This is a genomic window from Pseudomonadota bacterium (assembly GCA_039196715.1).
Classification (GTDB): domain Bacteria; phylum Pseudomonadota; class Gammaproteobacteria; order CALCKW01; family CALCKW01; genus CALCKW01.
Genome location: JBCCUP010000002.1, coordinates 1 through 25,333, shown reverse-complemented (window position 1 = coordinate 25,333; position 25,333 = coordinate 1). Strand labels below are relative to the sequence as shown.

Here is a 25,333-nt window from a genome sequence, read left to right as displayed (position 1 = left end):
TTTTCTGGCGCTGTAAAACGTGTGTGACAACGGAACCGTCTCGAATGCGGCGCGATTATACGGTGCCTTGATGGCGCCGTGTTGCCAATTTGACAAGCAGTGGCTGTGCACACGTCCAAGGACGTGTGTCGGCCAGGTGACCGGAAACTGGAGTGTCCATGTGTCCACACGGCGGTGAGCTCGGTGGTCAGCAAGACGAGCGGCCCGCGTCCGGGCGGCCCGCGTCCGGGCGGCTCGCGTCCGATTGGCCCGCAGACGACCTCGCCACGCTGGTGTTCTGCCTGCGCGGCAGTCAGGTCCTGTTGATCGAGAAGAAGCGCGGGCTCGGGGCGGGCAAGGTCAACGGGCCGGGCGGCAAGCTCGAGCCCGGCGAGTCTGCAGCCGACTGCGCGCGGCGCGAGGTGGCGGAAGAGACCGGCCTGATCGTCGGCGCGGTGTCGGCGCGGGGTGAGCTGCGCTTTGCCTTCGCCGACGGCTACCGCCTGCGTGTGTTCGTGTTCGTGAGCTCGGATGTCGAGGGTAGCCCGCACCCGACCGACGAGGCCGATCCGTTCTGGTGCGAGCGCGATGCCATTCCCTTCGATCGGATGTGGGCCGACGACCGGTTGTGGCTCGACCGCGTGCTCGCCGGCGCCCGTGTCGACGGCGCGCTCGACTTTGACAGCGACACCTTGCTGTCCTACCACCTGAGCTATCGCTGAAAAACGGCGGTGTTATCATGCGCCGCTCACCGACACCGCCCGCACACTATGCGTTCCCCTGCGGAGGCGCTTGCTCGCACCCTTCGGCTCGATGCGCTCGACACCGACGCGTTCACCGGTCAGCCCGACGACTTCGGCGCCCCGAACACCTACGGTGGCCAACTGATCGGCCAGGCCATTTCGGCGTCGGCCCAGTGCGTGGACGGCCGTGCCTTGCACTCCATGCACGCGTACTTCATGCGCGCGGGCCAACGCGACAAGGCGATCCGCTACGCGGTCAACCGGCTTCGGGACGGCGGTAACTTCAGCGCGCGTCGCGTCCAGGCCTACCAGGACGACGCCCTGTTGTTCTCCGGCATCTGCAGTTTTCACACGTTCGCCGATCACCTCGAGATACAAGCGCTCACCGCGCCCGACTGCCCGCCCCCGGCCGCGCTGCCGGCAATCGACTTCGACGCCGTGGCCTTTCCGTTTCGTCGCCGCGACGGCAGCGCCGGGCACCCCCTGTCGGCGTTCGAGATCCGCGGCGAGCCCTCCGGCGTGATCACCGGGATCCGCTCGGCCGAGAACACCATGTGGTTCCGCTGGCTCGGCGAAGCGAGCCAGGATGCGGCGGCCCACGCGGCGTTGTTCGGGTGGTTGTCGGATTTCTTCCTGTTGCCGACCGCGCTTCGCCTGACCGGCCACTGGCTGGCTGACCCGAACCTGAAAATTGCAAGTCTGGATCACGCCTTGTGGCTGCACCGGCCGTTCTCGATGCGCGACTGGATGCGATTCGACTACCGTGCACGCCTGCTCAGCCACGGTCGCGCGCACGCCAGCGCGGACATCTTCGACACCGAGGGTGTGCTGCTCGCGAGCCTCGCGCAGGAGGGCGTGTTGCAGCTGCGCCCGAGCGCAGCGCCGACGCCCTGAGTCGGTGGCTCAGCTGTCCTGACTGACGCTGACCTCGCGGTCCGTTTGCGGTCCAGCGCGCGCGACATGCGGCCCGGGTTGATTGCTTTTGGCGCGGTGATGACTCTGCTCAGCGCGCTCGCCGGCTTTGTGGCGGCGACGGTCGTGGGGCTCTCGGTGGGTGGCACGGTGGCCATCGTCTGCGTGGTGCGGGCAGCGCGCCTCGACGCCCTGCTCGACGCGGCCTTTCAGGTGGTCGAGCGGCACATCGGCAGCGTCAGCTTCGGCGATTGCGAGGTGCTTCGGGCCGGGCGCTTCTGAGCGCCCCTCACCCGCGCCAGCCGGGCTGTGTCCCGTCCATTCGTACCAAAAAAAGCCGCGCTTCGACGGTGCGCGTCGCCTGTGGGGACGTCCCGCGGTGTGTGCGGCGGCTTGGCACAGGGTCATGATCGGGTCGACGCGGTGCCAGACCGGTCACAAAACCCCCAGCGTTGGGGTGTGAACACGGCGCATGTTGCGATAAGCGTCTGATTTTTGGCCGCTGGAACGGGCCGGTTTCCCGTTTTTCGACCCGGAAAGCCAAAATGTTAACCGCGTCACACACGGTCTTGGGGCAAATGGGCAGACTGTCTCAAAACCGAAGCAGAGACAGATCGAAATGAAGAGTCACGCACAAGAATCCGAATTGTTCATCGAAGGCGTTGAGGCCGACCGGATGCCGATTATCGGGCTCGGCATCGGCATGAAAGTGGTGGCCCTCGATCGCCCCTGGGGCGAGGACGGCGCACCCGGCCACGCCTTCAAGATCAAGCACCGCAAGGACATCGACGCGCTGCGCGACATCTGCAAGTACGTGTACGTCGAGCGCGAGGGCGCGAGCACCAGCCAGCTCCAGTTCAAGCGCACGGTCAACCGCACCTGGGACCCGCAGACCTCGTCCTTCGACTGGGGCAATGCGCCGGAGGAATCGGCCTTCGGGTGGGACAAGGTGCCGGGCAACCGGATTCTCTGACCCGGCCAACGCCGGCCTTCGCGCCGGCTGTCACGGCGGTCGAATCTGCTTGCGACCGCCCCCGTCGGCCGGCCGTCAGTGCGCGGCGTAGATGCCGAACACGCCGACCGCAATCAGGCTCAGCGCCCAGACCAGGTCGAGGTTGAACCAGGTCTTGGAGAGAAACTGCAGCCCCAACCAGCGGTAGATGATCACCGCAATCACCCCGCCCGAGGCCGTCATCGCAAGCGTGTGCGCCACCGCCACGGTGAGTGCCGTGCCCACCGTCCCGTTCATCAGTGAAAACGCCGCTTTGTGGCCGGCGTCAAGTTCCTCCGCCGCACACAGACCGAGGTAGATCGGCACCAGCATCAGGCCCGCGCCGTGCGCCATCGCGGCGAGAAAGGACCAGAGCGCGAGCCGCGTCGGGTGCACGCGCGCGAGTAAGCGCGGGTGTCGGCGGTTGATCACAAGATACACCCCCATCCCGATCACGATCAGGCCGGCGCCAACGCGGATCGTATCCTCCCACTGCACCAGCACCGCCAGCATCGAGAACGGCAGCAGGATCGCCAGCATGGCGAGCAGGTGGCCGAAGGCGAGCAGCGCCAGCGCGCGCGGCAGGGCCCGGGCCTTTTGTTCCATGAGCGCAGCCGTGACGCTCAACGGCCACCCCATGCCCGGGTTGATGCCGTGGTAGACGCCCGAAAAGAGGACGGCCCACCAGAGGGCCACCACCGTCGTCGGTTCAGTCATCCGTCAGACGCGCGCGCCGTCAGACGGAGGGGTAGCAGAAGCTGTCCGTGGAGCAATCGCCGCCCTCGAGGCGGATCTGGTGGCTGCGGTAGCCCTTCGGGAAGTTGATGTAAAACGTTTTGTCCAGCGCAAACGAGCCGTCTTCGCCGACGTTGGCCATGACCATCTGCCCGCCCTCGTCATCCGGGTAGAACTGGTCGTCCCAGGTGGAGTAGAGCGAGTTGGTCCAGTACACGCGCTTGCCGTCGCGGCTGATTTCCACCATCTGCGGGCCGTACATGAAGTCCTTGCCGTTCGGGTGCTTGTGCTTGGCGACGATGCCGCCGATTTCCACCTTGCCGGCGAGCTTCGGTTTCATCGGGTCGGAGACGTCGTACTGGTGCATCTCGCCGAGGCCCCAACAGGCGACGTAGAGGTACTTGTCGTCCATGCTCAGGTCGATGTCGGTGACCAGCGGCGGCACAGCGCCGAATCCCTTGAGCAGCGGCGGCAGGTCGTCCGGGTCGGCCGGCACGGGGTCGATGGTGATGGTTTTCTTCGCCTTCCACTTGCCCTTGGCGTCGCGCCACCAGGTGAAGATGGCCCCCTGCAAGTTGGTGGTGTCGACCACCACACCGCAAAAGCCGTAGGCCTTGGTCGGGTCGTGCGCCGGCCGGATCTCGAGCGCCATCTGGTGGTTCTCGCCGAAATCGATCGTCTGGATGTTCTTGCGCGCACGCAGGTCCCAGAAATGGATCGAGTGGCCGTACTGGTTGGACAACAGGTCGTCCGGCACCACGCCGTCCTCGAACTGCGGCGGCAGACCCCATTCGGAACTCACCATGTAGTCCTGGGGCAGGTTCCACCAGAAGTCGTAGTGCTTGTCCTGCTTGCCACGGTCCATCTCGTAGCGGCCGATGACTTCGAAGGTCTCGCAGTCCATGATGAAGATGCCCGGCGGGCCGTCGGTGCCGTCCTCGCCGCCGCCGCCGAGCGTCGACACGTAGATGCCCTCCGGTCCGCAGTGGATGGTGTGCGGCCGCGAGTAGCCGGTCTTGGCAAAGATTTCCTCGGGTTCGATGACCTTGTGGATCTTCGCTTTCAGCGGCTCCTTGACGTCGAAGATGTACACGCGCGACGAGCGGATGCCGGGCACGATCAGGTAGCGGCGCTCGAGGAAGGCGTGGCCCGACATCGGCGAGAGTGCCGAGGAGCAGGCGTTCCAACCGAAGTGGTGAAACTCGTCGCCCTTGGTCGGCACGATCACTTTGTGCACGATCTTGCCGTATTTCGGCGAGTCCGGATTGAGGTCCACCACCGCGATGCCGTCGCCCTTCTTGCCGTCCGGGCTCAGCATGATCGTGAAGCCGTAGTTCTCGGCTGGGGCCTGCATGGCGAGCTTCGGCGAGGCGTAGAAGGTGGGGTCTGGTCTGAGGTTCATCGAGCGATCCTGCGTCGTGTGCGGTGGTGGCCTCCTCGTCGACGGGGCTGCAGCATAGGTGCGTTCCCGGCGATGTTAGGCACTGAAGTGCAGTATGCAAAGCCGCTCCGGTGCCCGCAACTGCGTCCCCCTGTCCGTCAGCACGGGATTGGATCGCATGCCTATGACATGGCCGTGCCCGGAAACGCCCCGACGGTCGCCATACTGACCGCGTCGCACCCACCCGGTGTGTCGCCCGTCCTGTTGCAGCTCGCGACCGCGTTGGCCCCGTTCACCCCGCTGCGTCAGGCGTGCCCGCGCTCAGAATTTCCGGAAGAAGCGCGTGCGGTCGAACATGTCCTCGAGCGCTTCCATGCGGTCGCGCGTGGTGTCCCAGTTGCGCTCCTCGACTTCGGCGATCACGATCTCGGACAGCAGCATCGTGGCGATGTTCGAATCCCAGGCCGAGGGCGCGGTGATCTGGCTCGTGAAGCACACGGTGGCGTGTTGTGCGATCGGAGACATCCACTGGTCGGTGAACAGCACGATTTCGACGCCGCACTCGCGCGCCAACTCCGCCAGCTTGAGCGTGCTGTTTTCGTAACGACGGATGTCGAACACCACGACCACGTCCCCCGGTTTGAAATCGAGCACGTAGTGGGGCCAGGCATTGGAATTCGAGGCGATATGCACCACGTCGCGCCGAATCACCTGGAAGTGCAGGTAGAAATAGTCGGCCAGTGTGCGCGTGATGCGGCCACCCACGACGAACACCCGACGCTCCGGGTCGCCGAGCATGGTGCAGGCGGTCTCGAAGTCGTCGGGGTCAACCTTGGCCATCGATTGACCGATGTTGTCGATCACCGCCTTGGTGAAGCGGTTGAGCAGGTGTTCCTCGGGGGCGTCGTCGACCCACTTCTCCCGTTTTGTCAGCGGGCTCGAGATCTTCTCGTTGAGTTCGGAACGCAGGCTGCGCTGAAACGCCGGGAAGCCCGCGAAGCCGAGCTTCTGGACCAGCCGCGCGACCGTCGGGGTCGACACCTCGGCCGCCGCCGCAAGGGTGGTGATGGTGCCGAGCCCGGAGGCCGGGTAGTTCTGCAGGATCACGTCGCTGAGCTGGCGCTCCGCGCGGGTCAGCGCGTCGCGGTTCTGCTGGAGCTTCTCGGCAATCGTGTTATCGGTCGGGTCGTCGGTCATCCGGCCAACGCTATCCCAGCCTGAAACGCATTGTCAAAAACGGTTCAATCCGTTGCGCCGAGTAAAAATTCTGATCAAAAATCATTGACAGGGCGGCTCGCCCTGAAGAAAAATTTACATCCGCTATCCCAGCCGTGCCAGGGGCGACACATGGATGACCCGCTGGACGCGCCGCCTGTGCGCGTTCTGAACCCGGACGGACGCCACCCGTGTGTGCTGGTGTGCGAGCACGCGAGCCACACCATCCCGCCGGCCTACGGCACCCTCGGCTTGCCCGACGGGGCGCTCACCAGCCACATCGCCTGGGACCCGGGTGCCTTCGACACCGCCCGCGAGATGTCGGCGCTGCTCGATGCGCCGCTGGTGTACGGCACCGTGTCGCGGCTCGTCTACGACTGCAACCGCCCGCCCGAGGCGGCGAGCGCGATGCCGGCGCAGAGCGAAGACACGGTGATCCCCGGCAACCTCGACCTCACGCCCGACGCCCGGGCGGCGCGCACGCGGTCGGTCTACGAGCCCTTCGAGCAGCGGCTCGCGGAAGTGTTGTCGCGCCGCGCGCTGCCGCCGGTGCTCGCGACCGTGCACAGTTTTACGCCCACCTACTTCGGCACGCCGCGCGAGGTGGAAATCGGCGTCCTCCACGACAGCGACACGCGCCTCGCGGACGCGCTGCTGGCGCGGGTTGACGGTTTCGAGTGCCGCCGCAACGAGCCCTACGGGCCGGATGACGGCGTCACCCACACCTTGCGCCGGCACGCGCTGCCGCGCGGCCTGCTGAACGTGATGATCGAAATCCGCAACGACCTCATCGCCTCGGCCGAGCCGTGTCAACGTATGGCGAAGCTGCTGGCGATCTGGTTGTCGCACAGCATCAGCGACGCCCTGGCGGCGCCCGCGCAGGCGAGCCGGACGTGACGCTGCTGCGGTCGTACATCGCTTTCGCCGACCGGCTCAACCGCGGGGTGGGGCGGGTCATCATGTACGGCGTCTTCGTGATGATGGCCGTGTTGCTGTGGTCGACGGTCAGCAAGTTCGGCGACCAACCCTCGCTGTGGACGCTCGAGGTCGCGCAGTTCGCGATGATCGCCTACTTCTTCCTCGGCGGGCCCTACGCCATCCAGATGGGCTCGCACGTGCGCATGGACCTCTTCTACGACGGCTGGAGCGCGCACCGCAAGGCGGCGGTCGACGCCGTGACGGTGCTGTGCCTGCTCGTCTACCTCGGCGTGCTGTTGTGGGGTGGGCTGAGCTCGACGGCCTACTCGCTCGGCTATTTCGGCTCGGAGCCGGTGGGCTTCTTCGTCGACCTCGCCACCGGGGAGAAATCGGTGGGCACGCTGGAACGCAGCCGAACGATCTGGCGGCCCTACCTCTGGCCGGTGAAGACGATCATGTGCGTCGGCATTGTGCTGATGCTGCTGCAGGCACTCTCCGAGCTCGGCAAGGACGTGTTGCGGCTGCGCGGTGAGGCGCTCGACTGATGTCCTACGAGCTCATCGCCCTCCTGATGTTCTCGACCATGATGCTGTTGCTGTTCAGCGGCCAGCGCGTGTTCGGTGCGATCGGCTTTGTCGCCGTGATTGCCGCCCTGGCGCTCTGGGGCGACCGCGGCGGATTCGACATCGCCTTCTCGCAGAGCATCAAGCTGATGCGCTGGTACCCGTTGCTGACGGTGCCGATGTTCGTGTTCATGGGCTATATCCTGTCCGAGAGTCGCATCGCCGACGACCTCTACCGCATGTTCCACGTCTGGATGGGCGGGCTGCGCGGTGGCCTCGCGATCGGCACCATCGGCTTGATGGTGCTGATCTCGGCCATGAACGGCCTGTCGGTTGCGGGCATGGCCATCGGGGCCACCATTGCGTTACCGGAGTTGCTGCGGCGGGGCTATGACAAGCGCATGGTCACCGGGGTGATCCAGGCGGGGAGTTCGCTCGGCATCCTGGTGCCACCGTCGGTGGTGCTGGTGCTCTATGCCATGATCGCCCGGCAACCAGTCGGCCAACTCTGGTTGGCGGGCGTGGTGCCGGGCTTGATGATGGCCGGTATGTTCGTCATCTACATCGCGGTGCGCTGCCGGCTCAACCCGGCGCTCGGCCCGGTGTTGTCCGAGGCCGACCGCGCCATGCCGCAGCGCGAGAAGAACCGCCTGCTGCTCGCCGGCTTGCTGCCCTTCGCGATTTTCTTCGCGATGATGATCCCCTTCGTCAACGGCTGGACCTCGCTGGTGGAGAGTTCGGCGATCGGCGCGATCACGGCGTTCGTCGCGGCCGTGCTCAAGCGGCGCATGAACTGGACCGTGTTCGAGACGTCCGTGCGCAACACGCTCGGCATCACCTGCATGTTCATGTGGATCATCCTCGCTGCGCTCGCCTTCGGCGCCGTGTTCGATGGCCTCGGTGCGGTCAAGGCGATCGAAAGCGTGTTCACCGAACGCCTCGGCCTGAGCCCCTGGGCGATCCTGATCCTCATGCAGCTCAGCTTCATTCTGATGGGTACCTTTCTCGACGACACCGCCATGTTGGTGATCGTCGCACCGCTCTACATCCCGCTGGTCGGTTCACTGGGCTTTGATCTCATCTGGTATGGCGTGCTCTACACCATCACCACACAGATCGCCTACATGACACCGCCCTTCGGGTACAACCTCTTTCTGATGCGTGCCATGTCGCCGCCCGAGATCGGGCTCGGCGACATCTACCGTTCGATCATCCCGTTCGTGTGTGTCATGACCCTGGCACTGGCCGCCATCATGGTGTTTCCCTCGATCGCTCTGTGGTTACCGGAACTGATTTACGCGAAGTAACCCGACGAGAGCGTGTTTCCTTGTCACGTTGACTGTCATCCCTGGAGAGTTGTCCATGACCACAAGACGCAATTTCATCAAAGGCGCTGCCGTTGCCGCCCCGGCCGCCGCATCCACCTTCGCCGCGCCCGCCATCGCGAATTCCACGATCAAGTGGCGCATGCAGACCTACGCCGGCGGGCCGCTCGCCGAGCACGTCGTCAAGCCTGCGATCGACACCTTCAACAAGATCGCCGGCGACCGCATGCAGATCGAGCTGTTCACCGCCGACCAGTTGGTGCCGACGGGCGAATTGTTTCAGGCGATGCAACGCGGCACCATCGACGCCGTGCAGTCCGACGACGACTCTATGGCGTCGCCGACCGAGGTCACCGTCTTCGGTGGCTACTTCCCGTTCGGGTCGCGCTACTCGCTCGACGTGCCGGTGCTGTTCAACCAGTACGGTCTCAAGGAGATCTGGGAAGCCGAATACGCCAAGGTGGGTGTCAAGCACATCTCGGCCGGCTCCTGGGACCCCTGTCACTTCGCCACCAAGGACCCGATCAACTCGCTCGCCGACCTCAAGGGCAAGCGGGTGTTCACCTTCCCGACCGCAGGCCGCTTCCTCGCGCAGTTCGGCGTCGTGCCCGTGACCCTGCCGTGGGAAGACATCGAAGTGGCGGTGCAGACCGGTGAGCTCGATGGCATTGCGTGGTCCGGCATCACCGAGGACTACACGGTCGGCTGGGCGGACGTCACCGACTATTTCCTGACCAACAACATCTCCGGGGCCTGGATTGGCCACTTCTTCGCCAACCAGGAGCGCTGGGACGAATTGCCCGAAGACCTCCAGGCGCTGCTCACCGTGTGCATGGAGCAGAGCCACTACTACCGCCAGTGGTGGTACTGGGGCGGCGAGGCGAACCTGCGCGTCAACGGCACCAAGATGAAGCTCACGTCCATCCCGGACGCGGAGTGGGCGCAGGTCGAAGAGGCGGCGGTCAAGTTCTGGGACGAGATCGCAAGCGAGTCCGAGACCAAGGCAAAGATTGTTAACATCTTCCGCCAATACAACGCGGACATGGCGAAAGCGGGGCGGCCGTACCGCTACAGCTGAGTTCGCGCCACAGCGCACGCTCGAAGCCCGTTGCTGGGCTTCGAGCGTCTTTTGACGCCACAGAAGTCAATGGGTAATTCATGTCCGGTTTGATCAGCTTTGACACCCTCGGCGACCTGGCCCGCGACGGCGCCATCGACACCGTGCTCGTCTGCCTTGTCGATATGCAAGGGCGGCTCATGGGCAAGCGCTTCCACGTCTCGAACTTCCTCGAGAGCGCGCACGCCGAAACCCACTGTTGCGACTACCTGCTCGCGACCGACCTCGAGATGGCCACACCCGACGGCTACGCCTCGAGCAGTTGGCAGGCGGGCTACGGCGACTACGTCATGCAGCCGGACCTCTCGACCCTGCGGCTGATGCCCTGGCTCGAGGGCACCGCGATGGTGCTCTGCGACATCCTCGACCACCACACCCACGCCCCTGTCGCGCATTCACCGCGGCAGATCCTCAAGGCCCAGGTGGCACGCTGCGCCGAGCGCGGGCTGACGCCGATGATGGCGACCGAGCTCGAATTCTTCCTGTTCCGCAAACCGCTCGACGTGTTGCGCGAAGAGGGCTACCGCGACCTGCAGCCGCTCGGCGCCTACAACGAGGACTACAACATCCTCCAGACCACCAAGGAAGAGCACGTCATGCGACCGCTGCGCAACCACCTGGTGGCGGCGGGTGTGCCGGTGGAAAACTCCAAGGGCGAAGCCGAGGTGGGCCAGGAAGAGCTCAACATCCGCTATGCCGATGCGCTGGCCTGTGCCGACCACCACACGATTGCCAAGCACGCCACCAAGGAAATTGCCTGGCAGCACGGCCACGCTGCGACCTTCCTGCCGAAGTGGCACGCCGACCGCGTCGGCAGCGCCGCCCACATCCACATGTCGCTCTGGCGCGACGGCGCCAATGCCTTTGCCGACCGAGATGGCGAACACGGCATGTCCGAGACCATGGCGCAGTTCATGGCCGGCCTGCTCACCTACGCGCCGGAGTACACCGTGTGCCTCGCGCCCTACGTCAACTCCTACAAACGCTTCGCCAAGGGCACCTTTGCACCCACCAAGACCGCCTGGTCGGTCGACAACCGCACAGCGGGTTTCCGCCTCTGTGGCGCCGACACCGGCGCGGTGCGGGTCGAGTGCCGGATACCCGGCAGCGACATGAACCCCTACCTCGCGCAGGCCGCGTTGCTGGCCGCGGGCCTGCGTGGGCTGGACGACGCGCTGGCGTTGCCGCCGGCGGCGGCCGGCGACCTGTACGAAGACGACAGCGTGCCGGAGATCCCGGCCACGCTGCGCGAGGCCACCGAGCGCTTGCGCGGCTCCACGTTTCTGCGCAGCGCCTTGGGCGACGACGTCGTCGACCACTACACGCGCTGCGCCGAGTGGGAACAATCCGAGTTTGACCGCGCCGTGACCGATTGGGAGATCGCGCGCGGGTTCGAAAAGGCCTGAGCCATGATCCGATGCATCTCACCGATTGACGGCAGCCTGGTGGCCGAGCGCACCCCGCTCGATCTTGATGCAGCGCGTGACGTGGTCGCGGCCGCGCGTGCGGCGCAACGCGACTGGGCCGCGCGGCCGGTGGCCGAACGCGCCGCCTGTGTGCAGCGGGCGGTGGACTTCATTGGTCAGACGCAGGACCGCATGGTGCAGGAGCTGGCGCACCAGATGGGCCGGCCGGTCCGCTACGGCGGCGAGTTCGGCGGCTTCGCCGAACGCGCCGAGTACATGATCTCCATTGCAGACCGCGCACTGGCACCGCTGATGGTCGAGGAGTCCTCGGCCTTCCTGCGCATGATCGAACGCGAGCCGGTCGGTGTCGTGTTCGTGGTCGCGCCGTGGAATTACCCCTACATGACCGCGATCAACACCGTTGCGCCCGCGCTGATCGCCGGCAACACGGTGGTGCTGAAACACGCCGCGCAGACGATCCTCGTCGGCGAACACCTGGCCGACGCCTTCGCCGCGGCCGGTCTGCCGCCCGGCGTGTTCAGCAACGTGGTGCTGGCGCACGAGACCACCGCGGCGCTGATCGCCGATGGCGACCTCGGGCTCGTGAACTTCACCGGCTCGGTCGGCGGCGGCCGGGCGATGGAAGTCGCGGCGGCCGGCACCTTCACCGCGGTGTCGACCGAGCTCGGCGGCAAGGACCCGGGCTACGTGCGCGCCGACGCCGACCTCGACGCCGCAGTCGACACCCTGATCGACGGCGCCATGTTCAATTCCGGGCAGTGCTGCTGTGGCATCGAGCGCATCTACGTGCACGAGAGCCTGTTCGACGCCTTTGTCGAGCGCGCCGTCGCGCTGGTCCGTGGCTACACACTCGGCAACCCGCTGGACGAGGCGACGACCCTCGGGCCGATGGCGAACGCGCGCTTTGCTGCGCTGGTGCGCGAGCACATCGACGACGCGGTGGCCGAGGGCGCGGTGGCCCACATCGACACGGTTGCGGCCGACGACGGCGGGGCTTACCTCACGCCGCAGGTGCTCACCGGTGTGCACCACGGCATGCGCATCATGCGCGAGGAAACCTTCGGACCGGCGGTCGGTATCATGCCGGTGCGCGACGACGACCACGCGATCGAGCTCATGAACGACAGCCCCTTCGGCCTGACCTGCTCGCTGTGGACCGCCGACAGCGACGCGGCACTCGCCATCGGCCGGCAACTGCAGACCGGCACGGTGTTCATGAACCGCTGCGACTACCTCGACCCGGCGCTCTGCTGGACCGGCTGCAAGGACACCGGCCGCGGCGCCGGCCTCTCCGAACTCGGTTACCACGCCCTGACACGGCCGAAGTCCTACCACTTGAAGAAACGCACGACATGACCCTGACAGCGAACTGGAGCTACCCCAACCCCATTCGATTCGGCGCCGGCCGCATTGCCGAGATTGGCGAGGCCTGCGCGGCAGCGGGCATCCGCAAGCCGCTGCTGGTGACCGACCGGGGCCTGGCCGACAACCCGATCACCGCGCGCACGCTCGAGCTGATGGCCGAGGCCGGCCTGGGTCGGGCCTGCTTTTCCAACGTCGACGCCAACCCCACCGACCGCAACGCGGTCGAAGGCGTGCACGTCTACCGCGAGGGCGGCTTCGACGGGGTGATCGCCTTTGGCGGGGGCTCCGGTCTGGACCTCGGCAAGGTGATCGCGTTCATGGCCGGCCAGACGCGCCCGATCTGGGATTTCGAAGACATTGGCGACTGGTGGACACGCGCCAACAGCGACGCGATCGCCCCGGTTGTGGCGGTGCCGACCACCGCGGGCACCGGGTCCGAGGTGGGGCGGGCGAGTGTCATCACCAACTCGGACTCGCACGAGAAGAAAATCATCTTCCACCCGAAGATGTTGCCTGCGGTCGTCATCGCCGACCCGGCGCTGACGGTTGGCATGCCGCAGTTCATCACTGCCGGAACGGGCCTCGACGCCTTTGCCCACTGTGTCGAGGCCTATTCCTCGCCGCACTACCACCCGATGAGCCAGGGCATCGCGCTCGAGGGTATGCGCCTGGTGAAAACCTATCTACCGCGCGCTTACGCGGACGGCAGCGACCTCGAGGCTCGGGCCAACATGATGAGCGCGGCGGCGATGGGCGCGACGGCGTTTCAGAAGGGCCTCGGGGCAATCCACGCGCTCAGCCACCCGATCGGCGCGGTGCACAACACCCACCACGGCACCACCAACGCGGTCTGCATGCCAGAGGTGCTCAGGTTCAACGCCGACGCGATTCGCGAACGCTTCGACGGGGTGGCGGCCTACCTCGGCATCGACGGCGGCTTCGACGGCTTTCGCGCTTACGTCGATGAACTCAATGCCGCCCTTGGCATTCCGAAGACGCTGACCGAGCTCGGCGTCGAGAACCCCGACCTCGACGCGCTGGTTGACGCCGCGCTGCGCGACCCGAGCACCGGCGGCAACCCGGTCACACTGACCGCCGAGAACACGCGCGCCCTTTTCGAAGCCCTGTTGTGAGCGCGCGTCGCGGGATCAGTCGGCCGTCTCGGCGGCAAAGCCGCTGCCGGGCTGCGTGTACGCGGTGCGCGGCGGCGCAAACACATCCATGACCACCAGGCCGGCGTCGCCGGCCTCCATGGTGTGTGGCACGCCGCCCGGCGTGCGCCAGAAATCGCCGGGTGACACGTCGACGACCTGCTCACCCTGAAAGCGCTTTCCACCGCCCTCGACGCACAGACCCCACTGTTCTTCGGGGTGGTGGTGCAGGGTGCCGCGGATGTTCGGCTCGAAACGCACGATCGACACCATGGCGTGCTCACCGTTGTACACCCGCGTGGTGATCCCGGGCGCGAGTTCGCGCTCAATGCCGCCCTCGGCGTCGTTCAGATTGAAGAAATGCTGGTCCATGGTGTGGGTCTCAGTGGTCGTTCAGCAGGGCGTCGGCGCAGCGGTCTGCGATCATCATCGTCGGTGCCTTGGTGTTGCCGGAGGTCAGCGCCGGCATGATCGAACAGTCGGCCACGCGCAGGCCGCTGACCCCGTTCACCCGGAGTTGCAAATCTACCACGGCACCGGCGTCCGGACCCATGCGGCAGGTGCCCGCCGGGTGAAAGATCGTGCGCGCCTGGGACCGGATGGCGCGGTCCAGCGCGTTGGACCCGGTGGCGCTGCTGACGTCCGAACCGGGCCAGATTTCCTCGTCGATCAGCTCGCGGAGCGGCGCCTGGTCGCAGATCTCGCGTGCCAGGCGCACGCCGCGCCGCAGGGTGTCGAGGTCGGCCTCGTGGGCGAGCGCCGAGGCGTGGAAGCGGGGCGGGTCGCGCGGGTCGGTCGAGGCGAGGCCGAGGTGCCCTCTGGACGCCGGCCGCATCGTCATCGGGTGCACCTGGATCGCGTGAAAGGGCAGCGGTGGCGAGCCGGGGCTGCCCGGCGCGAAAGGCGCGAAGTTGTACTGCACGTCGGGACGGCCGTCCCCCCGGGTGTCGACGCAGGCGCCGGCCTGCAGCAGGTTGCTCATCAACAGACCGCGCTTGAACAGCGCGTAGTTGAGGCCGTGGCGCAGCGCGGTGAGTCCACGCTCGGCACCGTACAAGCCGATGTTGTCCTTCAGTCGGCGGGTGACCGGCGCGCCGACGTGGTCCTGGTAGTGCTGGCCGACGTCCGCCACCGTGTGGACGGTGTCGATGCCGTGGCGACGGAGCTCCGCGGCCGGGCCGATGCCCGAGAGCATCAGGAGCTTCGGGCTGTGGAAGCTGCCGGCGGTCAGGATGATCTCGCGTCGGGCCCGAAACCGCGTTGGCGTGCCTTCCGGGGTCAGGCAGTCGACCGCGGTGGCCCGGCGCGCGGTGAACTGCAGCCGGGCGACGAGGTGCCCGGTCAGCACGCTCAGGTTGTCGCGGCCCAGCGCCGGGCGGAGAAAGCAGTGGGCCGCGGACTGCCGCTGCCCGGCGTGCGCGGTCACCTGGTACCAACCGGCGCCGGCCTGCTGTGCGCCGTTGAAGTCTTCGGTGGGTGGCACGCCGGCGGCGTGGGCGGCGGCGATGATCGCAGCCGAGACGGGGTGTTTCGTTGCCGGGTCCGCGACCACGAGTGCGCCGTCGGTGCCGTGGTACGGGTCGGCGAGCCGGGTGTTGCGCTCCTGACGTTTGAAGGTCGGCAGGACGTCGGCGTAGGCCCAGCCAGCGCAGCCGTGCTGCGCCGCCCAGTCGTCGTAGTCGCGGGCCTGCCCGCGCATGTAGATCATGCCGTTGACCGACGAGCCGCCGCCGAGCACTCGGCCCTGCGGCACCGGGAAGGGCTTGTCGTCGAGCGAGGCGTCGGGCTCAGAAACCACGACGTCGGCGTCAGCGCTCTGCAGCGCCCTGAAGAAGGTGGCGGGGATGTGAATCCAACGGCTGGTGTCGGCGTTGCCGCGTTCGAGCAACAGCACCGAGGCCTCACTCTCCAACGCGAGCCGCGCGGCGAGCACGCAACCGGCGGCGCCGCCGCCCACCACGATGTAGTCGAAGGTGTCCTGCGCGGCCACGGTGCGCGCGGGCCGCTAGCCGAGGGTGCTCGCGGCGAGGCGCCAGGCCGCGCCGATCAGGCAGCTCAGCGTCAGCACCATACCGGCGACCCGGAAGCGGTAGTCCTCATCGACCTGACTGACCCCGTAAGCGTGCAGGCAGCGGCCGATCACGAGCGCCACGCCGAGCGCGTGCACGGTGAGCCCCGTGCCGGTCTGCACCTCGAGCATGTACAGCAGCAACAGCGCCAGCGGCAGGTACTCGGCGCAGTTGCTGTGGGCTGCGAGGGCCTTCTCCAGCGTCGGGTTGCCGCCGGTGCCGACGCCGACGCCGTGCTTGCGGCGCAACAGCAGCGCCCGGAAACTCAACACGAGGAACAGACCCGTCAGCAGGGCGGCGTAGAGCGGCGTGACCATGTTGGCAGGCGGGTGCGGGTGTCACGCCACTATAGCGTGGCCGCGCACCGGTCGGTCAGCCAAAAAAAAGCCCCGCCGGGATCGGCGGGGCGGACAGGTCGAGTGGGGTATCGCGTCAGGCGCGCAGGCGCTCGTTTGCCGGGTCCCAGGCGGGTCCGGCCATCACCGTGGCTTTGCGGCGTTCGCCGTAGATGTCGACGTCCACCACGGTGCCGGGCTCGGCGAGGTCTGACTTCAGCATGCCGAGCGCGAGCGACTTCTCGCTGCGGTAGCCCCAGCCGCCCGAGGTGGTTTCACCGACGATCTCGTCGCCTTGCCACAGGGTCGACATGTAGGGCGCGTCGCAGTCGCCTGCGTCCACCTCGAGGTGCACAAAGCGCTTTTTCGAACCGGCTTGTATTTCCGTCTGGATGGCGACTTTGCCCGGGAAGTCCTGCGGCTTGTCGAGCTTGATGAAGCGGCCGAGGTCGGCTTCCACCAGGCTGTAGTCGGTCGAGAGGTCGCCCTTCCAGGTGCGGTAACCCTTCTCGAGGCGCATCGAATCGAGCGCGTACATGCCGAAGGGTGTGGCGCCGGCCCCGGTCACGGCGGCGTAGAGCGCGGGGATGTGCGCGTTGCGGGCGTGGATCTCCCAGCCGAGTTCACCGGCGAAGCTCACGCGGGCGAGGGTGGCGGGTTGCCCGGCGACCGTCGCTTGTTGGTGGTTCAACCAGCCGAGGCTGAGGTCGGCGTCGTCGCTCAGGCCGGCAAACAGCTCGCGCGATTTCGGCCCGCACACGATCAGCGTGGAGAACTCGGTCGTGTGGTCGCTCAGGCTGATGCTGCCGTCAGCCGGCAGCGCGTCACGCAGGATCTCGAAGTCGTGCCACTGGGCGGTCGCCGCGGTGATCAGCGTGAAGTCGTCGTCGCCGTGGCGCATGACCGACATCTCGGTCAGGATGCGGCCCTGGGCGGTCGGGAAGTACGCGAGGTTCATGCGTCCGACCTTTGGCAGGTTGCCGGCGATCAGGCCGAGCAGCCAGTCGGCGGCGCCCACGCCGCTCACGCTGAAGCGCGAGAAGCCTGGCAGGTCGAGCACGCCGACGCTGTCGCGCACGGCGTGGCATTCCTCGCGGATGCGGGTCGCCCACGGGCCTTCGCGGTTCCAGGTCTGCGTCGCCTCGTGAGACGTGTCATCACCGGGCTTGGCAAACCAGTTGGCGCGTTCCCAGCCGTTGTAGGCACCGAACTGCGCGCCGGCGAGTTTGATCGCGTCGTGCGCGGGGGAGAGCTTGCGGTCGCGACCGGCCGGCCACTCGTGATGCGGGAAGTGCATCGCGTACTCGTTACGGTAGACCTCGAGCCCTTTCTGGTTGCAGTAGTCCTGGTCGGTGTAGTCGGTGTAGCGGCGCGGGTCGCAGGACCACATGTCCCACTCGGTCTCGCCCTCGGTGATCCACTCCGCCATCACCTTGCCGGCGCCGCCGCCCTGGGCGATGCCGAAGGTGAACACGCAGGCCTCGAAGGCGTTTGGCACGCCGGGCATCGGCCCGATCAACGGCAGGCCGTCGGGTGCGTACGGGATCGGGCCGTTGATCACGCGTTCGATGCCCACGCTGCCGAGCAGTGGCACGCGGCCCATGGCGTCTTCGATGTGCCAGGCGATGCGGTCGAGGTCGTCGTCGTAAAGCTGGAAGCTGAAGTCCTCGGGCATTGGGTCGCTCGGGCTCAGCCACGCCCCTTCGCCGTTGTTCTCGTAGGGGCCGAGGTTCAGCCCCATCTTTTCCTGGCGCAGGTAGTAGGAGGAGTCCACGTCGCGCAACAGCGGCAGCTTGCCACCGTGCTCGGCACTCCAGGCTTCGATCTCGGGAATGGTCTCGGAGATCAGGTACTGGTGGCTCATGACCATCATTGGCAGGGTGCGCCCGCCGTAGGGCTTGAACCACTCGGAAACGCGCTGGGCGTAGTAGCCCGCCGCGTTCACCACCTTCTCGCAGCGGATTTCGCCTTTTTCCGTTTCGACCACCCACTCGCCGTTTTCGCGGCGCACGCCGGTCGCGGGGTTGAAACGGATGATGGTGGCGCCGAGCTCGCGCGCGCCCTTGGCGAGTGCCTGGGTGAGCTGGGCTGGATCGATGTCGCCGTCGGTCGGGTCGTAGAGGCCACCGACCAGGTCGTGGGTCTCGAGAAAGGGGTAGCGGTCTTTCAGGTCTGACACCTGGCACATCTCGATGCCGATGCCCTGGTACTGGCCCATGCCGCGCGCGCGCTCGAACTCCTGCATGCGCTCGCTGCTGTGCGCGAGGCGCAAGGAGCCCGAGACGTGGTAGTTCATCGGGTAGTTGACCCGCTCACCGAGCTCGCGGTAGAGCTCGGTCGAGTAGCGCTGCATGTTCATCACCGACCACGAGGCCGAGAAGGTCGGGACGTTGCCCGCCGCGTGCCAGGTGCTGCCAGCGGTGAGCTCGTTCTTCTCCAGCAGCACGCAATCGGTCCAGCCGGCGAGCGCGAGGTGGTAGAGCGTGGAGACGCCGACGACACCGCCGCCGATGATGACGACGCGCGCGGTAGTGGGGATATCAGACATGATCAGTTCTCGGTGGTCCAGCGGTCGCTGACGGTCATCAGCACCGGGTCAAGGTGAATCGTGTGTTCGGCGCGCAGCTGGGCGTCGAGTTCGGGCGAAAGGTGCTGCGGGTAGTGGCTGCTGAGCGTGGCGTGCAGTTGCTTGCGTGCCACGTCGAGCAGCTTCGGCTTGCCGAGCTCGCCCCACTCCTTGGGGCTGGTGCGGTCGCCGATGTCAGGGTAGATGTAGTGGCTCTGCATCAGCGACATGGTCTGGTTGCTGCCGAGGTAGTGCTGGACGCCGCTCGTGACTTCGCGCATGGTCTCGATGCCGATGGTCTCGTCGCTGACCTCGATGCCGCGCACGGTGCGGTTGATTGCGCCGAGCATGTCGTTGTCGATGACCATGCCCTCATAAGAACAGCCAAGCAGGCTGCCGTACATGCCGCAGCTCTCGTACACCATGTTGGCGCCGGCGTGCGCGGCGAGGGAAATGGCAGCACCTTTCTCGTACCCGGCTTGGCAATCAGGAAGCTTGGCGTCGGACATGCCGGCCGCGGTGCCACAGGAGAGTCCGTAGTAGCGGCCCATCTGGGCGACGCCGGCCGCCAGCACAGCTTGCTCACCCGAGCCGCCGGTCATCGCACCGGTGCGCAAGTCCGACACGAAAGGCCAGGTGCCGAACACCGCGGGTGCGCCGCGCTTGATCAAGTTGGTGTACACGAGCCCGGCAAGGCACTCGGCCACGGCTTGCACTACCGAGCCTGCGAGCGACGCGGGGCTGGTCGCGCCAGCCTGGCCGGCGGAGAGCAGCAAGACAGGCATGCCGCCTTCGATGGCTACTTCCATGCAGCGGCATGCGTCTTCAGCAAAACGCAAGGGTGGAACGACAAAGCAGTTGCTCATGCTGACAAAAGGACGCTCTCGCCATTTGTCTTCGCCACCGGCGACCTTGTGCAAAAGCTCGAGGCCCTCGCGCACGTAGTCGGGTTCGGTAAAACCGACACCGATGTGCTTGGTGGTGCCGGCGAGGCACACGTAGAGGCTGTTGATGTCGAGGTCGCGGTTGTCGACCATGTCGCGTGCGACCACCGGTCGCTGAAAGAAGTGCACGTTGTCGAGCGTGTCGACCAGGCGAGCAAGGTCGTAGAGATCGAGCAGGGTGGAGTCGCGGTAGGTGTCGTTCTCGATGTCGACCATGTGCACCGCGGCACCGGCGGAGCCGAAGTGCACGCGGCTGCCGCTGAGGTTGAGGTCGTACTGCGGGTCGCGAGCGTGCATCACCACGTTGCGCATGCAGTGTGCAAGGGTGTCCTCGACGAGGGCCTTCGGAAAGCGCAAGCGGCCGGCGTCCGTGAGCTCACCGCCCGCGGCGACCACGCGCTCAACGCAACTCGGGATCGCGTTGGCAAGGCCGATGTCGGCGAGCACGTCCAGCGTGGCCCGGTGCAGGTGCTCGAGCTGGGCATCGGTGAAGGGCGCGTAGCGTCCGCCTTCGAACCCCGGGCGGACCGGGCGCTCGTGTTCTTGCAGTGGGGCCGCGCGTTCGGCGTGTTTGGCGGCGCGGGCGTTTCGGCGACGTCGGGGGCTTGCAGAGGCCATGGCGAGCTCTCATCCGGACTGAACACTCTATTATTGGAAAAAACGCTCCGGGTTGCCGCTTGCCGGTGTTGACTGGGCGACCCTCAGCGCCGTTTTTACGACCGACCTCGGGCGTGCGGGCCGCGTGCGCCCCGGTATGCCGCCCGGAACCCCCCACAGCATGGCCACGCGTTCATCGACGGCGTCCGACCGTCCCCTGCAGGGCATCCTGCTCATGTCGGTCGCGATGCTGCTGCTGCCCGGCATCGACGCGATTGCCAAACTGCTCGCCGAGCGGGTGCCGGTTGTCCAGATTGTCTGGGCGCGCTTCGCGTTCCAGTCGGTGTTTTTTGGGGTCGCACTGGCCCTTTGGGGCCGGCCCGGCAGCGCCAGGCCGGTCCAGTTGCCGCGCCAGTTGGCCCGCGGCGCCCTGATTGCGCTGGCGACGGTGCTGTTCTTCAGTGCGCTGCCGCACCTGCCGCTGGCCGACGCCATCGCGCTCTTCTTCGTCGAGCCCCTGCTGCTGACGCTCCTGGCTGCGGTGCTGCTCGGTGAAGCGATCGGGTGGCGTCGCCTGGCCGCCGTGGCGGTCGGCTTCGGCAGCGCGTTGCTGATCATCCAACCGAGCTTCGCCCGGGTCGGCGCGGCGGCTTTGCTGCCGGTCGCGGCGGCCGGGGCCTTTGCCTTCTACCTCATCCTGACGCGGAGCCTCAGCGCCGTGGTGACACCGCTTGCGATGCAGTTCTACGCCGGGGTCGCGGGCGCGGCGGTGATGACGGCGGTGTTGGGCCTCGGTGCCGTCGGTTGGGTGGCCGACTGGCAGCCGGTGTGGCCGGCGTGGACCGACTGGCTGTGGCTCGCGCTGCTGGGCGCGATTGCGTCGGTCGGGCACTTCATGGTGGTGCTCGCCTTTGCCCGCGCGCCCGCGTCGACGCTCGCGCCGTTTCAGTACCTCGAGATCATCACCGCCACGGCGCTCGGCTACAGTGTGTTTGGGGATTTGCCGAGCGGTCTGGCCGTTGTCGGTATGATAGGGGTCATTGGATCGGGTCTGTTCATCGCCTGGCGCGAACACAGACTCGCGCGTGCAACACAAGGAGAAAGCTGACGGTGAGTGCTTCAATCGGTTTGATCGGTCTGGGTGTCATGGGCGCAAACCTCGCCCTCAACATCGCCGAGCGCGGCAACACCGTCGCGGTCTTCAACCGCACGGTCGAGCGTACCGCCGCGTTCATGGAATCCGCCGACGAGCTCGCCGACCGCTTTGTGCCGACGCAGTCGCTCGAGGATCTGGTCGCCGCCCTCGAGGCGCCGCGCATGATCATCCTCATGGTGCCCGCGGGTGCAGCGGTCGACGCGCAGCTCGACGCGTTGCACCCGTTGCTCGAGCCGGGTGACCTGCTGCTCGACTGCGGCAACGCCGATTTCAACGAAACCCAGCGGCGCCTGGCGGCGCTAGCCGACACCGGCATCGGCTGGGTGGGCGTCGGGGTGTCGGGCGGCAGCGAGGGCGCGCGCTTCGGGCCGTCGATCATGGTCGGCTGTACCGAGGACGAGTACGCGCGCGTGTCGCCCGTGCTGACTGCCATCGCGGCCCAGTACGATGGCGCGCCCTGTTGCGCGCGCCTCGGCACCGACGGCGCCGGCCATTTCGTCAAAACCCTGCACAACGGCATCGAGTACGCCGACATGCAGATGCTGGCCGAGGCCTACGGCGTGATGCGCGACGGGCTCGGCTGGTCTGCGGCCGACATCGCTGCGGTGTTCGAGCGCTGGAACGACGGCGTGCTCAACGCCTACCTCGTCGAAATCACCGCCGAGGTGCTGAAAGTCACCGACGACACCACCGGCGGGCCGATCGTCGACATCATCGCCGACCGCGCCGGCCAGAAGGGCACGGGCACCTGGTCGGCCATCGAGGCGCAGAAACTCGGCCGGCCGGCCACCACCGTGGAAGCGGCGGTGTCGGCGCGCTGTGTGTCCTCGCTATCCGGGCTGCGCGAGCGCCTCGCGCCGGTCTACGCCGACACCGGCACCGGCAAAGTGGAATTCAACGACGACACGGTCGAGCTGCTCGAGCTCGCGTTGCTGGCCGGGCGCGTGTGTGCGTACGCGCAGGGCTTCAGTGCGATTGCGGCCGCGTCGCGCGAACACCACTGGGACGTGCCGCTCGCGCGTGTCGCCGAGATCTGGCGGGCGGGGTGCATCATCCGGTCGCGCCTGCTCGACGACATGGCGTCGGCGTTCCGCTCGGGCGTGGACTACGACAACTTGTTGACGCATGAACATTTTGTGCCACAAACGGCGGTGGCGGTGCCGGCACTCCGCCAAACCGTTGGCGCCTGTGTGGCTGCGGGCCTGCCGGTGCCGGCGCTGTCGTCGGCGCTCGCGTGGTTTGACGGCATCCGTCAGGCGCGCAGCACAGCCAACCTGATCCAGGCACAGCGGGACTTTTTCGGCTCCCACGGCTTCGAGCGGCTCGACAAAACCGGGGCCTTTCACGGGCCCTGGTAAAAAATCGTCAAGCCGTTGACGATTCCTTGCGAATCGTAATCGGTCGTCTATCTTTTGACTGTTAAACGGACTGCGGGCCACCGCGGCAGTCACGCCTGCCGGAAATCCGACGCGCGGCGACACGTGGAATTCGCTATGTTGCAATATGCTAAGCGAAGCTGCGTGAGCCGAGTGGTATCATCCTGCGGGTGAGATGCGCGCTGTGTCCGTAATACCAGCTTGGCATATTTAGGAGACCTCTCAATGCAGAAGAAAGTACTGATCACGTTGGCGGCGAGTGCGGTTCTCGCCGGCTGCAGTTCACTGGGCGGCGGCAGCGGTGAAGCCTCGCCGATGCACAACATCAACTGCCCCGGCGGCGAAGGCGCGCGTGACGGCTACGTGGGCAACCCCGCGAGCAACATCTACCTGAACGCCGGCAGCGAATTCCTGCACGGCCCGGGCTGGGGTGAAGACGACGCCTTCCACCCGTGTGAAGGCATCTTCCCGGAGCCCGAGCCGGAGCCGGAACCCGAGCCGGAACCCGAGCCAGAGCCGGAGCCTGATGCCACCCCGGTGGTGATGAACGTGCCGGTCAAGCTCGACGCCCAGGCGCTCTTCGCCACCGACAGCTCCGACATCGGCAGCTCCGGTTCCGCGGCACTCGACTCGCTCGCAGCCGGCATCGGCGCGCTCGACAAGGTCCGCCGCGTCGTGGTCGTCGGCCACGCCGACAGCACCGGCTCTGACGCCTACAACCAGGCCCTGTCCGAGCGCCGCGCGCAAGCGGTCGCCGACTACCTCGGCGGCAAACTGCCGGGCATCGACATGGCAGCGGTTGGCCGCGGTGAGACCAAGCCCATCGCCAGCAACGACACGGCACTGGGCCGCGCCAAGAACCGCCGCGTTGAAGTGGTGGTGATCGGCAGCAAGTCCGAGACCCAGTAAGGGCTCGGCAGCGCCGGGGCAACGGTTCCCGGCGCCAGCACGAAGGGCAGACGGTTCGCCGTTTGCCCTTTTTTTTGTCACCGAGGTGCGCTAACGCCATGCCGACCGACACCGACGACTGGGCCTATGCCAGCCTGACCCCCGACCGGATACTCGACGACATCGAGTCCTTGGGCTGGCGCTGCGACGGGCGGCTGTTGGCGCTGAACAGCTACGAGAACCGGGTCTACCAGGTCGGGCTTGAAGACGGCGACCCGGTGGTCGCGAAGTTCTACCGGCCCGGGCGCTGGTCGGCCGAGGCCGTCGCCGAGGAGCACGCCCTCGTCGGTGAGCTGGCTGCACGCGAGGTGCCGGTGGTAGCAGCCTTGCCGGCGCCCGCCACGGGCGAAGCCCTCAACCACTGCGCGCCCTGGTGGATTGCGGTCTACCCGCGCCGGGGCGGCTACGCGCTCGAGATGGACCAACCCGACCACCTCTACCGCGTCGGTCAGGTGCTCGGCCGCCTGCACCTTGTGGCCGAACAGCGGCCGTTCACCGCACGCCCGCGGCTGAGCACCGAAGAATTCGGCGACCACGCCATTGCCCGCGTCCTTGGCAGCGACCTTGTGCCGCTCGACATGCGCGCGGTGTATGAGGGCGTCGCCACCGACCTGCTCGAGCGCGTCAAGCAGTCACTCGCGGCGTTTGGGGACATCACCGAAATCCGCCTTCATGGCGACTGCCACGCGAGCAACGTGCTGATCCGCGACGACCGGCTGCTGCTGGTGGATTTCGACGACGCGCGAAGCGGCCCAGCCATCCAGGACCTTTGGCTGTTTCTCTCCGGCGACGTGGCCGCGCGCAACGCTGCACTCGCCGAACTCGTCGAAGGCTACGAAGAATTCCGGCCCTTCCCAACGCGAGAACTCCCGCTCATAGCACCGCTCGCGAGCCTCCGCCTGCTGCACTACGCCGGCTGGCTCGCCGCGCGCTGGTCCGACCCCGCCTTCCCCGCCGCCTTCCCCTGGTTCGGCGAAGCCCGCTACTGGGACCAACACGTCCTCGACCTGCGCGAACAGATCGCCGCCATGCAAGAGCCCCACGGCTTGCGTGTCGGGCCGGTGTAGGCAGGCGCAAAGTCCGTGTGTTGCACACGACTACCCGTCACTGCCCGCGGGAGTCGCGTCCTTGCAAAGCAAGACGCGGCGAACAGATGATCCGGCAGCCTGTGAACTTTCAATGCGACGTACTCCTGTTCCCCTTGCTGAATACATCTATTCGGCAAGCCTCTACACAACAAAGCGCCCGCTATCAGCGGTTCAAGTGTGCTTGATTAACGCAATTCGAGTAACGAGAAACGGAATAGCGCATCACCATGTAGAAAGACTAGGTTGGACAGGCCAGGGCTGGCTCTATCGTCTCGACCCGATTGGCCCAAATAAAGATGATCAATTCTGACGATGTGTCCCGAGTACTCCAGCGCTCTTGCTATTTGCGGCCAATAGGCCCCGAGCCGATGCAACGACCCCACGTTACGAGCATGCTCTCCCGACCCACCAATTTTCAGGTATTGAAAGACT

The 25,333-nt window shown here is 66.6% G+C and carries 23 protein-coding genes; 15 read left to right on the top strand and 8 right to left on the bottom strand.

Features of this window, described 5'->3' with window-relative positions:
- The first annotated feature begins 158 nt into the window (after window positions 1-158).
- The 4 genes from AAGA11_01355 (at window position 159) to AAGA11_01340 (ending at window position 2,607) form a co-directional block, all read left to right on the top strand.
- Window positions 159-701: an 8-oxo-dGTP diphosphatase gene (locus AAGA11_01355; GenBank protein ID MEM9601482.1), complete on the top strand. Its 543-nt coding sequence runs from the start codon at window positions 159-161 to the stop codon at window positions 699-701.
- Between the two features lie 48 nt (window positions 702-749).
- Window positions 750-1,616 (top strand): acyl-CoA thioesterase domain-containing protein, encoded by an 867-nt coding sequence (locus tag AAGA11_01350; protein MEM9601481.1) that lies wholly within the window; start codon window positions 750-752, stop codon window positions 1,614-1,616.
- A gap of 99 nt (window positions 1,617-1,715) precedes the next feature.
- Entirely contained in the window at window positions 1,716-1,916 is a 201-nt protein-coding gene (locus tag AAGA11_01345) for a hypothetical protein (protein MEM9601480.1), read from the top strand.
- 337 nt (window positions 1,917-2,253) lie between these two features.
- Window positions 2,254-2,607 carry a DUF3391 domain-containing protein gene (locus tag AAGA11_01340; protein ID MEM9601479.1) on the top strand — a complete coding sequence of 118 codons (354 nt, stop codon included), beginning with the start codon at window positions 2,254-2,256 and terminating at the stop codon, window positions 2,605-2,607.
- Between the two features lie 75 nt (window positions 2,608-2,682).
- On the opposite strand, the gene AAGA11_01335 is transcribed toward AAGA11_01340, so the two are convergent.
- From AAGA11_01335 to AAGA11_01325, 3 genes are all read right to left on the bottom strand, one after another.
- Window positions 2,683-3,342: a hypothetical protein gene (locus AAGA11_01335; GenBank protein ID MEM9601478.1), complete on the bottom strand. Its 660-nt coding sequence runs from the start codon at window positions 3,340-3,342 to the stop codon at window positions 2,683-2,685.
- Window positions 3,343-3,361: 19 nt separating this feature from the next.
- A complete protein-coding gene (locus AAGA11_01330) occupies window positions 3,362-4,762 on the bottom strand; it encodes a selenium-binding protein SBP56-related protein (protein MEM9601477.1) in 1,401 nt (466 codons plus the stop codon).
- A 300-nt stretch (window positions 4,763-5,062) separates the two neighbouring features.
- Window positions 5,063-5,938, bottom strand: coding sequence for a MurR/RpiR family transcriptional regulator (locus tag AAGA11_01325; protein MEM9601476.1), 876 nt, complete (start codon window positions 5,936-5,938; stop codon window positions 5,063-5,065).
- A 150-nt stretch (window positions 5,939-6,088) separates the two neighbouring features.
- Here AAGA11_01325 and AAGA11_01320 point away from each other — a divergent pair, with 150 nt between their 5' ends.
- The 7 genes from AAGA11_01320 (at window position 6,089) to AAGA11_01290 (ending at window position 13,804) form a co-directional block, all read left to right on the top strand.
- A complete protein-coding gene (locus AAGA11_01320; protein ID MEM9601475.1) occupies window positions 6,089-6,853 on the top strand; it encodes an N-formylglutamate amidohydrolase in 765 nt (254 codons plus the stop codon).
- Window positions 6,850-7,419, top strand: a complete 570-nt coding sequence (locus AAGA11_01315; protein MEM9601474.1) for a TRAP transporter small permease subunit — start codon at window positions 6,850-6,852, stop codon at window positions 7,417-7,419. Before AAGA11_01320 ends, AAGA11_01315 begins: the two co-directional genes overlap by 4 nt.
- Entirely contained in the window at window positions 7,419-8,744 is a 1,326-nt protein-coding gene (locus AAGA11_01310; protein MEM9601473.1) for a TRAP transporter large permease subunit, read from the top strand. Before AAGA11_01315 ends, AAGA11_01310 begins: the two co-directional genes overlap by 1 nt.
- Before the next feature lie 55 nt (window positions 8,745-8,799).
- A complete protein-coding gene (locus AAGA11_01305; GenBank protein MEM9601472.1) occupies window positions 8,800-9,840 on the top strand; it encodes a TRAP transporter substrate-binding protein in 1,041 nt (346 codons plus the stop codon).
- Window positions 9,841-9,920: 80 nt separating this feature from the next.
- Window positions 9,921-11,285, top strand: coding sequence for a glutamine synthetase family protein (locus AAGA11_01300; protein ID MEM9601471.1), 1,365 nt, complete (start codon window positions 9,921-9,923; stop codon window positions 11,283-11,285).
- A gap of 3 nt (window positions 11,286-11,288) precedes the next feature.
- Entirely contained in the window at window positions 11,289-12,662 is a 1,374-nt protein-coding gene (locus tag AAGA11_01295; protein ID MEM9601470.1) for an aldehyde dehydrogenase family protein, read from the top strand.
- Window positions 12,659-13,804, top strand: a complete 1,146-nt coding sequence (locus AAGA11_01290) for an iron-containing alcohol dehydrogenase (GenBank protein ID MEM9601469.1) — start codon at window positions 12,659-12,661, stop codon at window positions 13,802-13,804. Before AAGA11_01295 ends, AAGA11_01290 begins: the two co-directional genes overlap by 4 nt.
- Window positions 13,805-13,819: 15 nt before the next feature.
- Here AAGA11_01290 and AAGA11_01285 read toward each other — a convergent pair whose 3' ends face one another.
- The 5 genes from AAGA11_01285 to AAGA11_01265 all read right to left on the bottom strand — a co-directional run bounded on the left by AAGA11_01285 (window position 13,820) and on the right by AAGA11_01265 (window position 20,354).
- Complete coding sequence (locus AAGA11_01285) at window positions 13,820-14,194, bottom strand: cupin domain-containing protein (protein ID MEM9601468.1); 375 nt, start codon at window positions 14,192-14,194, stop codon at window positions 13,820-13,822.
- Between the two features lie 10 nt (window positions 14,195-14,204).
- Window positions 14,205-15,812, bottom strand: coding sequence for a GMC family oxidoreductase N-terminal domain-containing protein (locus tag AAGA11_01280; GenBank protein MEM9601467.1), 1,608 nt, complete (start codon window positions 15,810-15,812; stop codon window positions 14,205-14,207).
- A gap of 15 nt (window positions 15,813-15,827) precedes the next feature.
- Window positions 15,828-16,208 carry an MAPEG family protein gene (locus tag AAGA11_01275; GenBank protein MEM9601466.1) on the bottom strand — a complete coding sequence of 127 codons (381 nt, stop codon included), beginning with the start codon at window positions 16,206-16,208 and terminating at the stop codon, window positions 15,828-15,830.
- A 115-nt stretch (window positions 16,209-16,323) separates the two neighbouring features.
- Window positions 16,324-18,774, bottom strand: a complete 2,451-nt coding sequence (locus AAGA11_01270) for an FAD-dependent oxidoreductase (protein MEM9601465.1) — start codon at window positions 18,772-18,774, stop codon at window positions 16,324-16,326.
- A 2-nt stretch (window positions 18,775-18,776) separates the two neighbouring features.
- Complete coding sequence (locus AAGA11_01265; GenBank protein ID MEM9601464.1) at window positions 18,777-20,354, bottom strand: trimethylamine methyltransferase family protein; 1,578 nt, start codon at window positions 20,352-20,354, stop codon at window positions 18,777-18,779.
- Between the two features lie 160 nt (window positions 20,355-20,514).
- Here AAGA11_01265 and AAGA11_01260 point away from each other — a divergent pair, with 160 nt between their 5' ends.
- The 4 genes from AAGA11_01260 (at window position 20,515) to AAGA11_01245 (ending at window position 24,880) form a co-directional block, all read left to right on the top strand.
- On the top strand, window positions 20,515-21,441 hold the full coding sequence (locus AAGA11_01260) for a DMT family transporter (protein MEM9601463.1): 927 nt from the start codon (window positions 20,515-20,517) through the stop codon (window positions 21,439-21,441).
- Window positions 21,442-21,443: 2 nt separating this feature from the next.
- Window positions 21,444-22,847: an NADP-dependent phosphogluconate dehydrogenase gene (gndA, locus tag AAGA11_01255; protein MEM9601462.1), complete on the top strand. Its 1,404-nt coding sequence runs from the start codon at window positions 21,444-21,446 to the stop codon at window positions 22,845-22,847.
- A gap of 243 nt (window positions 22,848-23,090) precedes the next feature.
- Window positions 23,091-23,774, top strand: a complete 684-nt coding sequence (locus tag AAGA11_01250; protein MEM9601461.1) for an OmpA family protein — start codon at window positions 23,091-23,093, stop codon at window positions 23,772-23,774.
- A gap of 98 nt (window positions 23,775-23,872) precedes the next feature.
- A complete protein-coding gene (locus AAGA11_01245; GenBank protein ID MEM9601460.1) occupies window positions 23,873-24,880 on the top strand; it encodes a serine/threonine protein kinase in 1,008 nt (335 codons plus the stop codon).
- Window positions 24,881-25,333 lie beyond the last annotated feature (453 nt).

Bases quoted from the DNA above. Each gene is read 5' to 3' on its own strand.
- AAGA11_01355 (MEM9601482.1), top strand. From the start codon at position 159: ATGTGTCCACACGGCGGTGAGCTCGGTGGTCAGCAAGACGAGCGGCCC.
- AAGA11_01350 (MEM9601481.1), top strand. From the start codon at position 750: ATGCGTTCCCCTGCGGAGGCGCTTGCTCGCACCCTTCGGCTCGATGCG.
- AAGA11_01345 (MEM9601480.1), top strand. From the start codon at position 1,716: ATGACTCTGCTCAGCGCGCTCGCCGGCTTTGTGGCGGCGACGGTCGTG.
- AAGA11_01340 (MEM9601479.1), top strand. From the start codon at position 2,254: ATGAAGAGTCACGCACAAGAATCCGAATTGTTCATCGAAGGCGTTGAG.
- AAGA11_01335 (MEM9601478.1), bottom strand. From the start codon at position 3,342: ATGACTGAACCGACGACGGTGGTGGCCCTCTGGTGGGCCGTCCTCTTT.
- AAGA11_01330 (MEM9601477.1), bottom strand. From the start codon at position 4,762: ATGAACCTCAGACCAGACCCCACCTTCTACGCCTCGCCGAAGCTCGCC.
- AAGA11_01325 (MEM9601476.1), bottom strand. From the start codon at position 5,938: ATGACCGACGACCCGACCGATAACACGATTGCCGAGAAGCTCCAGCAG.
- AAGA11_01320 (MEM9601475.1), top strand. From the start codon at position 6,089: ATGGATGACCCGCTGGACGCGCCGCCTGTGCGCGTTCTGAACCCGGAC.
- AAGA11_01310 (MEM9601473.1), top strand. From the start codon at position 7,419: ATGTCCTACGAGCTCATCGCCCTCCTGATGTTCTCGACCATGATGCTG.
- AAGA11_01305 (MEM9601472.1), top strand. From the start codon at position 8,800: ATGACCACAAGACGCAATTTCATCAAAGGCGCTGCCGTTGCCGCCCCG.
- AAGA11_01300 (MEM9601471.1), top strand. From the start codon at position 9,921: ATGTCCGGTTTGATCAGCTTTGACACCCTCGGCGACCTGGCCCGCGAC.
- AAGA11_01295 (MEM9601470.1), top strand. From the start codon at position 11,289: ATGATCCGATGCATCTCACCGATTGACGGCAGCCTGGTGGCCGAGCGC.
- AAGA11_01290 (MEM9601469.1), top strand. From the start codon at position 12,659: ATGACCCTGACAGCGAACTGGAGCTACCCCAACCCCATTCGATTCGGC.
- AAGA11_01285 (MEM9601468.1), bottom strand. From the start codon at position 14,194: ATGGACCAGCATTTCTTCAATCTGAACGACGCCGAGGGCGGCATTGAG.
- AAGA11_01275 (MEM9601466.1), bottom strand. From the start codon at position 16,208: ATGGTCACGCCGCTCTACGCCGCCCTGCTGACGGGTCTGTTCCTCGTG.
- AAGA11_01270 (MEM9601465.1), bottom strand. From the start codon at position 18,774: ATGTCTGATATCCCCACTACCGCGCGCGTCGTCATCATCGGCGGCGGT.
- AAGA11_01265 (MEM9601464.1), bottom strand. From the start codon at position 20,354: ATGGCCTCTGCAAGCCCCCGACGTCGCCGAAACGCCCGCGCCGCCAAA.
- AAGA11_01260 (MEM9601463.1), top strand. From the start codon at position 20,515: ATGGCCACGCGTTCATCGACGGCGTCCGACCGTCCCCTGCAGGGCATC.
- AAGA11_01250 (MEM9601461.1), top strand. From the start codon at position 23,091: ATGCAGAAGAAAGTACTGATCACGTTGGCGGCGAGTGCGGTTCTCGCC.
- AAGA11_01245 (MEM9601460.1), top strand. From the start codon at position 23,873: ATGCCGACCGACACCGACGACTGGGCCTATGCCAGCCTGACCCCCGAC.